Annotated in this window: 7 protein-coding genes; 1 reads left to right on the top strand and 6 read right to left on the bottom strand. The window is 43.4% G+C overall.

All coding sequences use genetic code 11. The features are described 5' to 3' along the window. Positions 1-235: 235 nt before the first annotated feature. From AB4653_RS16600 to AB4653_RS16580, 5 genes are all read right to left on the bottom strand, one after another. Complete coding sequence (locus tag AB4653_RS16600; RefSeq protein WP_009845818.1) at positions 236-2,380, bottom strand: GGDEF domain-containing protein; 2,145 nt, start codon at positions 2,378-2,380, stop codon at positions 236-238. Positions 2,381-2,699: 319 nt separating this feature from the next. Further along, positions 2,700-3,449 carry a phosphate ABC transporter ATP-binding protein PstB gene (gene pstB, locus AB4653_RS16595; protein ID WP_009845819.1) on the bottom strand — a complete coding sequence of 250 codons (750 nt, stop codon included), beginning with the start codon at positions 3,447-3,449 and terminating at the stop codon, positions 2,700-2,702. Positions 3,450-3,524: 75 nt separating this feature from the next. Continuing rightward, on the bottom strand, positions 3,525-4,388 hold the full coding sequence (gene pstA, locus AB4653_RS16590) for a phosphate ABC transporter permease PstA (RefSeq protein WP_012600195.1): 864 nt from the start codon (positions 4,386-4,388) through the stop codon (positions 3,525-3,527). 64 nt (positions 4,389-4,452) lie between these two features. Then, positions 4,453-5,382: a phosphate ABC transporter permease subunit PstC gene (gene pstC / locus AB4653_RS16585; protein ID WP_009845821.1), complete on the bottom strand. Its 930-nt coding sequence runs from the start codon at positions 5,380-5,382 to the stop codon at positions 4,453-4,455. A gap of 124 nt (positions 5,383-5,506) precedes the next feature. Beyond that, positions 5,507-6,328, bottom strand: a complete 822-nt coding sequence (locus tag AB4653_RS16580) for a phosphate ABC transporter substrate-binding protein (RefSeq protein WP_009845822.1) — start codon at positions 6,326-6,328, stop codon at positions 5,507-5,509. A gap of 464 nt (positions 6,329-6,792) precedes the next feature. Between AB4653_RS16580 and AB4653_RS16575 the strand changes: the two genes are divergently transcribed. Then, positions 6,793-8,436: a methyl-accepting chemotaxis protein gene (locus AB4653_RS16575; protein ID WP_372104761.1), complete on the top strand. Its 1,644-nt coding sequence runs from the start codon at positions 6,793-6,795 to the stop codon at positions 8,434-8,436. Between the two features lie 181 nt (positions 8,437-8,617). On the opposite strand, the gene AB4653_RS16570 is transcribed toward AB4653_RS16575, so the two are convergent. Continuing rightward, positions 8,618-9,159 (bottom strand): lipase secretion chaperone (locus AB4653_RS16570; RefSeq protein WP_372104759.1); only part of this gene is annotated, 542 nt, incomplete at its 5' end.

Below are 9,159 nucleotides of genomic sequence, written 5' to 3'. Positions count from 1 at the left end.
ACTAAGTCAGCAATGGGAGCCTACTGAGGCAATCAAAGCGGTTAAGAAACCAAAACGCATCTCGAACAAAGCACACAAGAGCACATTAGAAAGGCTTTAATTAACCGGTGTTCTAAGTAAGCAGAAAGCTAATTAGGCAGAAAATCTAAGTAAAAAAAAGAACGAAGCCGTGATGACCACATTGTGAACATCATGGCTTCAGTCGTTTTTGAGAACGGGAAAAACAGATACCGCACTAAGTCAGTGTAGCCGCAACCTTTCTTCGCTTTAGAGCGGAGACAATTCTATTTCGCCCTGAATCTTTCGCCTTATACAAAGCCTTATCTGCCTTGCCATACAACAAATCAAAATCGAACTGGCGCTGATCCGAAGTTATCGATGCATAACCCACAGACGCGGTTAAATATTGGCTAGTGCTACTTTTACAATGGAGAATTTTTGCATCTTCAATACTTTGTCGAATCGACTCTGCACGATGCTTTGTTGTTGTGTGATTGGTGCCGATCATCAACAACATAAACTCCTCACCGCCGATACGGCAGAAGGTTTCTTGATCACCGTAAACATGAGTGCTCAGTATCTTGCCAATGGCACGTAAAGCGACATCCCCCTCAGTATGGCCATAGACACTGTTGTACAAACCAAAATGGTCAAGATCGACAAGAATTAACCCAAAGGTGACCTCATTCTGCGTAGCAAATGCACCTTGTTCTTCACAATTCAGATCATCTAAAACTTGTGACAGCATACGGCGGTTACCAAGACGAGTCAGCGGGTCGAGTTTAGAAATCACATCGAGCTGTTCATTGGCATTTTCAAGCTCTTGAGTTCGCTTGCTAACCTCTTGTTCTAGGGTTTCATTGAGCTTTTTGATCTCCTCTTGCGCCATGGTTCTTTGCAATACTTCAGCAAGGCTAGAGGCGAAGATACGTATAACTTCACGCAGTTGTGAAGTTAAAGGGCTTCGTGTTAGCAAATTATCCGCAGCGATAAACGCAATCGGAACGCCTGTATTTGTGGTGAGCATTGTCATTGCCGTCCAGCCAACCCCGACAATATTGTAATCATGATAAATAGGGACCGATTCTTCAAAAGCGACTTGGTTAGGGTAAGTACGAGCTGCAGACACAATGTCACGCTCTACCAGCTCGGAGCGATAATAAGACTCATCGACAATATCGCCTTTTATATCGGTACCCCAAGTACCTTGCATGTAACTGCAATTTTTATCGGTAAGGAAAACGGCTAATCGATCAATGCCTAAATGCTGAATAGCAAAACTGACGGCAGACTTACATACAGCACTGACGCTATCGCAGCGAGACAACTCAACCATACTCGAATGCAGCATTCGGATGTTCAGTTCTTGGCGTTTACGAATGTATATCTGAGACAGCAGAGAGCCGAACGATTCAAGCATCTGCTTTTGGTAATTGGTAATTGGCGAGCGGTGAATGTAGTTGTCCATAGCAATCCAACCTACGGGTTTATCCCCTTCACGCAAGATAAGCATGCCATTCCACCCTTGCCCTACAACCTTACCTTCAGTGTAGAGTGGAGCATGTTCAATAACGACCAAGTTAGTGTGGTTGTCAGACAATGCCTCGATATATTCCGATTCAAGCTGATGCAGGTCATATTGAGTGTGATGTTCGCTGTTGGTTTTTCCTAGTTCATCGGTGCCGTAGGTGCCACTAAAGCAACGCTTTTTCATATCAAGCAACATAAATATGGCGCGATCAAAACCAAGTCTATCGCGTACCGCCTCTACCGATGCTTTGTAGAGTGCATCCAATGATTCAGGGTTCGAGAGCTCTAACGCCACCTGATGAACCAATTTCATATTCTCGACAAACAACTCTCGAAGCTTAATTTCATCAAGATATTGCGCTTCACGTGTATCCCTATGCTTAATCTCGATAGCTGCATTTTTTTCTGCGCGAATACACTGCCAGCGAGCCGCCGCTAATTGAAGGCCATCCAGCCCTTGGTCAAAGGTTTGATTAACTTTTTCTGCGATGCAATTTTGAATAATTAAATAAGTTCTACAGGCTGGGGCGTTGTCGAGCATCATGATGAACGACTCTCCACCAAGCGTTTTACTGTGATCCCACTTGCACGTATTGAGCGACATCGGTAACACACCGTCTGCAGTGTCGAACTGTGAAACCCATGGCCAAAATGTTGAAGGGTAATGATCAAGAGAGGTTAATTCACCGTAGGAAAACAACGGTAACGAGTCGCTTTCTGGTATTGGCTCTGAAAATATTCCGATCCCTTGGGGACCAAGCATTTTAATCAGGTAGTCAAACAGAGACTCAGCCAATAAACGGTGGTCACGCGTAGCAGATATCTGTTTTGCAAAGGCTTTAACATGCACGGCGTTGATCCATTGGCTAATAAGAATAACGCAAAAATACAGAAGCCTTGATATGCAATCAATGTAACTAAAAATGAGATGTTAAGTGGGTCGCAATTTGACCTTTTGCATTATCACAAGCATGAGAAGGACTACAAAAATGGGATTTCCTGCCCAAAATTTCGTCGACATGTGATGCTTTTTAACAGCATAAAAAAGCCCCACCTAAAGTGGGGCAAAACTTCCATCGCTTATAGTTATAGTGATAATTTTGTAAATCGAATCGATTATCTAACCTGCGTTTCAGTTAGTGGTATTGACCACGTTATCGATTAAGCAATTAACCAAAGTCACCGTTTACATAACCTTTAGTGCGATCATCTTTTGGTTCGCTGAAGATAACGCTGGTTTCGTTGTGCTCTACAAGCTCCCCCATTAGGAAGAAAGCCGTACGGTCGGAGATACGACGAGCTTGCTGCATTGAGTGCGTTACGATAACGATAGTGAAGTTTTTCTTCAGATCTTCCATCAACTCTTCTATTTTATGAGTCGCAATTGGATCAAGTGCTGAAGTAGGTTCATCCATCAAAATTACGTCAGGTTGCATTGCGATGGTGCGAGCAATACACAGGCGCTGCTGCTGACCACCAGACAAACCGAATGCGTGTGCTTTCAAACGATCTTTCACTTCATCCCAAAGCGCCGCGCCGCGAAGTGAACTTTCAACCACTTCATCAATGTGCTTTTTGTCTTTGATCCCTTGAGCACGTAGTCCGTATGCCACGTTTTCATAGATGCTCATTGGGAATGGGTTTGGCTTTTGAAAAACCATGCCGACTTTAATACGTAGATCAGCCACATCGATATTGCCGTAGATGTTATCGCCATCCATCTCAAGAAGGCCGGTGATTTTTACACCTTCAATAAGATCGTTCATTCGGTTCAAGCAACGTAATAGCGTTGATTTACCACAACCCGACGGGCCAATCAAAGCGGTCACTTGGCGCTCTGGCACGGGTAGGTTGATTGATTTAAGCGCTTGGTTTTCGCCGTAAAAAAGGTCTAGGTCTTTAATATTAAATTTGTTCATATTCGTAATCTCGTAATTCGTCAAAGTCTGTACTGTTTTTGTTTTAGGAGCTCATTTGGCTCTAGAAAACCCTGCTTAGTAAGTTGCAGTATTAAAACGTCTTGCGATCAACTTCGTGAGTGTGTTGATCAGCAGTACAAGAACAATCAGTACTGTTGCTGTGCCGTATGCTTGATTCCATTCTTCAATGGTAAATAGCTCAGTCGTTAACTTATATAAGTGAACGGTTAATGTACGGCCAGAATCCAATAGTGAATCTGGGATACGAGCAACCATACCTGCGGTCAAGAATACTGGCGCTGATTCACCAATAACACGACCAATACTCAGAATAACTGAAGTGATAATACCCGGCATTGCACTTGGTAGAATCAAACGCCAGATTGTGTAGATTTTAGAAGCACCTAAACCATACGATCCTTCGCGATAAGTTTGAGATACCGCCATCAATGCTTCTTCAGTAGTACGTATAATCACTGGAAGAATCAAGATACTCAGTGTCAACGCGCCCGATAGGATAGAGAAACCTAAACCTAAAATAGCCACGAAAAATGTCATACCAAACAAACCGAAGATGATTGACGGAATACCTGCTAATGACTCGGTACAAAATCGAATGATCTTAACTAAGCGACTGCCTACTTTTGCGTATTCAGTCAGGTAGATTGCCGTCATGATACCCAATGGCGCCGCAACCGCAATCGAAGCAATAACCATGTAGATGGTCGAGATGATCATCGGAAAAATGCCGTGCTCATCGCCCGTTCGCGTGTAGTCATCCGTGATGAAATTCCAATCAACGTGCTGTAAGCCGTTTGAGAGGATGTACCACATAATCCAGAACAAGAAGCCCACCGTTAACGCGGCAGCAGCCCATATAAAACCACTCAGAACGGCGTCTTTACGTGCGCGGGCTTTCTTTAACGCGATTTTATTCATCGTCTTACCTTGCGAATTCGTAGGGTTAGCTTGAGGTGCTACGTTATTTTCTAAAGACATTATGTTACCTCGCCTTCTCACGGTTCAAGTAAAGGAGAATTGCATTCAGAGACATGATGAAAACAAGGAGAACAACACCCGTCGCATAGAGCGCACTTGCGTGAATACCACTCGCGTAAGACATTTCAATCGCAATGTTCGCGGTTAGTGTACGCGCTGAATCTAGAATACCTTCAGGCATTGCTGGCGCATTACCCATCACCATAATGATTGCCATCGTTTCACCAAGAGCACGGCCAATACCCAAAATTACGCCCGTCATGATGCCTGAGCGAGCAGCCGGAACGAGCAACTTAAAGATGGTAAAGATCTTTGAAGCACCTAACGCTAAAGAGCCTTCTTTGTACGTTCTTGGTACAGCACGGATTGAGGTTTCAGAAACCGTAATTACCGTCGGAAGGATCATCACACCCAGAACAATAATACCCGCCAAAATCGTGTTACCTGCAGGCACTTGAAATACGTTTTGAATCAGGGGAACGATAATAACGAGTCCGAAGAAGCCGTAAACTACCGAAGGTATACCCGCTAGCAATTCGACAGCAGGACGAATGATGTCCGCCAGACGCTTTGGCGCGATTTCAGCAATAAAGATTGCCGTTAACACACCAATCGGCACACCGACCACTACTGCACCTAATGTCGATACGACAGATGCCACAATCATGGTAGCAACACCGTAAAGTGCTGGTGGTAGCCAGTTCTGTCCTAGCACGATGCCCGATAGGCCCGCTTCCTGGAACGCAGGGATACTTTCTCTAACGATGAAAAAAGCAATAACAGCAAGGGATACGATGCCGATGATTGCGCTAGTAAGAAATAAGCCGTGAAAAATACGCTCTTTCCAATCTACACGCTTCTTTTTACGTAAGCCGCGTTTCAGTTGAGTCGCTTCGCTATTCATAAGCTGTTCACTATTCGTTGCGATGGTCATAACAAGTCTCACATATCGAAATCCTTAACACGCTGTATAAGCGTACGGATTAACTCGAAGTGGGATAGAAAAGGCTCAGCCTGAAAAGGTAGGCTGAGCAATATTTAATTAATTGAGATATAGATTAGTTAACTGAGATGTAGCCTTTGTTCTCAACAAGAGATTGAGCTTCGTCAGTTAGCATCCAATCTAGGAACTTTTGAGTTTCAGAAGAAGGCTTACCTTCTTTGTAAAGTACTAGGAAAGGACGAGCTACTTTGTAAGAACCGTTCTTAACGTTGTCTACAGATGCTTCAGTACCGTCAATTGCAAGCGCGTTTACTGAGTTATCTACTGTACCTAAAGAGATATAGCCGATTGCGTAAGGGTTAGATGCAACCATTGTTTTTAGTGCACCGTTACCGTTAGCAACTTGAGCACGTTGAGAGATTGCTGATACTTTCGTGCCAGAAATCTTCATTTTAAGAGACATGATGTCTTCGAATGCACCGCGAGTACCAGATGCTGTATCACGAGTGATTGCTACGATTGGCTTGTCCGCACCACCAACGTCTTTCCAGTTTGTTACTTCACCTTTGTAGATAGCCGTTACTTGCTCAGCCGTTAGACCGTCAAGACCATTCTTAGGGTTAACCACGACTGCGATGCCGTCACGAGCAACCACTTCTTCAACTAGTGTTGTTTCTTTCTCGCTATCTTTAAGGTTACGAGAAGACATACCTAAATCTGCACTGCCGTTCTTCGCCGCTTTAACACCAGCAGACGAACCAGGGCCTTGTACTTCGATAAATACGTTTGAATTCGTTTTCATGTATGTTTCAGAGAAAACTTCCATCAGTGGCGTCACGCTGCTTGAACCAACTGCTGAAATAGTTTCTTTAGCTGAAGCTGGAGTCACTGTTAGTGCACCTAAAAGAGCGATTGCACCGATAACTGTCTTTTTCATCACAAATTTCCTTAAGTGGCGTTATTGCCGTTGTGTTTAACTTGAACGGTGCCCACTTTAGAATCTGAATGTGACAGTTGTGTTTCATTAAATTGAAGCCTATATGACAGCTGACATTTATTTTCGTCTTTTTTCGTGTCAAATAACCTTGAAGCAATAAGTTTAAATAACTCATAAACGTTAAACATTTATTTCAATCTATTTAACCCAAATCGTTCAACATTCCACCAACTCCGAATATTACCAATTACCGCACAGCCACCCGAAACGGGTAAACCATAGAGAAATAAAGAAAAACGCTCATTTTGCACAATAAATGACCGTAATTTATCAATTACCTATCGCATATATCTAAATCGAATGTATTACTGATTGAATTGTCATTCTCAGTAGTTAGAATCACGGGATAATTATAATAAAAGCAATTGCATCGGCTCATTTACTTATTTATAGAGGGACAATTCATGCGCCAACTTCTCAGTGGCTTATCAATTAAAATACAAATTCTTATTCCAGTACTCTTTTCCGTCGTATTACTTTTGACGGGTGTCATCATCGGTGGTGACAAGCTGGAAAACGCATTTAAAGATGTATCAACAGCAACAGATCAACTCATTCTACATAAAGAAGAACTCAGCGAAATCGTCGACAATAGTTACGGCATGCGCATCAAAGCAATCTATAGCTTGTTCAACCCTGATGATGTAAACACACTCGTTGAAACGCTTAATCAAAAACGCGATCAAAACTCACGCCTACTGAGCTCATTAGACACAGTGCCAGGTATGCAAGATGAAGTCGCAGCAATGAGCAAAGCGATGGACCACTACGTTAACTTTTCACGCAATACCATGCTTCCCCTGTTAAAGGCAAAACACGGTAATTCAGTGCTAACTTCTGACTTTGATACTCGTTACCAAACGGCAATTGACCAATACCGCCATGCTGGTAATGAAATGGTAAAAGCAATCGACAGTCTTTCTAAAAAGCTAAACTTGCTTGCGACTCAACAAGTCCATACCAATGGTCAGCAACACACTAGCACCCTAAATACTGCAACTATTGGGCTTCTAGTGATTCTATCTATTGCTCTTGTTATTAGCTGGACACTGGCTGGCATCATTGTTAAACCAATCAACAATATTCAGGCAACCATGCGCGAAGTAGCAAAAGGTAACCTGCTAGTAAAAGCCGAAGAACATGGAGACAATGAGATCTCACGTCTTGCGCAAGACGTAAACAAATCCGTTGAGCAATTGCGTGACACGGTAAGTTCACTGTCTCGAATCAGCATAGAAGTTGCGTCAGCGTCGACTGAACTAGCTGCTGTAATGACACAATCAAGTGCGAACTCAGACCAAGAGAAGCAAGAAGTGGAACAAGTTGCTTCTGCCGTGAATCAACTTGAGAGCACAGCAGCAAACGTCAACGAAAATGCAGTACAAGCCGACTCCGCGTCTAAGCAAGCTGACGAAATGGCGACACACAGCATGAGCTTGTTTAATGAAAGTAACCAAGCAAACGAGCAAATGGCGATTCAGCTTAGCGAAGCTGCGAACGTTGTTGGCACGCTAAAAGAGCACTCAGAGAAGATTGGTAATGTCATTGAGGTTATTCAAAGCATCTCAGAGCAAACTAACCTTCTTGCGCTTAACGCTGCCATTGAAGCCGCTCGTGCAGGTGAAAGCGGACGTGGTTTTGCGGTTGTAGCTGATGAAGTGAGAATGCTAGCAGCACGTACACAAGATTCGACCAAAGAAATCCAAACCATCATTGAAGGCTTGCAGGTTCAATCTGGAAACGCGAATGAGAGTATGAGCAGTTCGCTGTCTATGTTGGAACATAACCAGACGCTTTCGGGTGAGGTAAGCTCTGCACTTTCAGGCATTGTGAACTCAGTAACGGATATCACGGAGATCAACACTCAGGTCGCCGCTGCTGCAGAAGAGCAAAGCCAAGTGACTTCAGACATTAACCGTAATATCTCAAATATCTACAGCTTAGTAAGCCAAAATGTAACAGGCATTACCCAAGCTGCAGCAGCAAGCCACGAGCTATCAAACCTCGCTGAACAACAAAAGCAGCAGTTGGGCTTCTTTAAGGTTTAAGGGTTAAGGGCGAATAAGCTTTAAGGTTCAGCTGTAACGGCTTATGGTATAGGCTCTAGGATACAAAATTTAAGCCTTAAACTGTAAGCACTTACTTACCATGTATAGATTGCAGTAACCGACCTTCATTATTAAGCCAACTATTGAGTCATCAGTAGTTGGCTTTTTTAATTGCTGGAGATTACTGACCGCTCTCAACGGATCTGATTCTTTCAATCGCTTCGACTCTTCGACGTTGTTCTGGCTGAAAATGCGTAGTCCGAAGTTGTGCGATAGTCTCTTGTTGCTCAATTTCAGAGAGTTCGGAGTCATTCAAAATGTCATTTCGTTCAACAAAGTAAATTTCTAAAGCTCCATCAAAGTCCGCCCTTTGTTGATCAAGCGCTTCGAGCCTCTGTGTCGCTTCTTCTCCGACCAGTTCGCTTCTTTTCAAGTATTTACCTTGTTCGTCTAGACCTTCTGAACTGGATAGCTGTGGGAGTAATACCTGATTCTGATGGCTCGTTTGAACGTAATCTGGCTGTTCAGATAGATAAGACTCAAGCCTTTGCTGATATTCTAACTCGTCTAGCCCTTCTTGTTTCAGAAGTAACTTTTCTAAAGCGATTTCCCTCATTCTGTTGTCATGGGTAAACAAAATACTTATCTCACTCTCACTGAAAAACTGCGCTTGAAGATCGAGGAGAGCTTGATTCAGTGCGCGTAGGTCCTCTGCGGATATTG

This window comes from Vibrio sp. 10N.222.48.A3 (assembly GCF_041475345.1).
GTDB lineage: Bacteria > Pseudomonadota > Gammaproteobacteria > Enterobacterales > Vibrionaceae > Vibrio > Vibrio tasmaniensis_A.
This window is presented reverse-complemented; position numbering and strand designations above follow the sequence as displayed.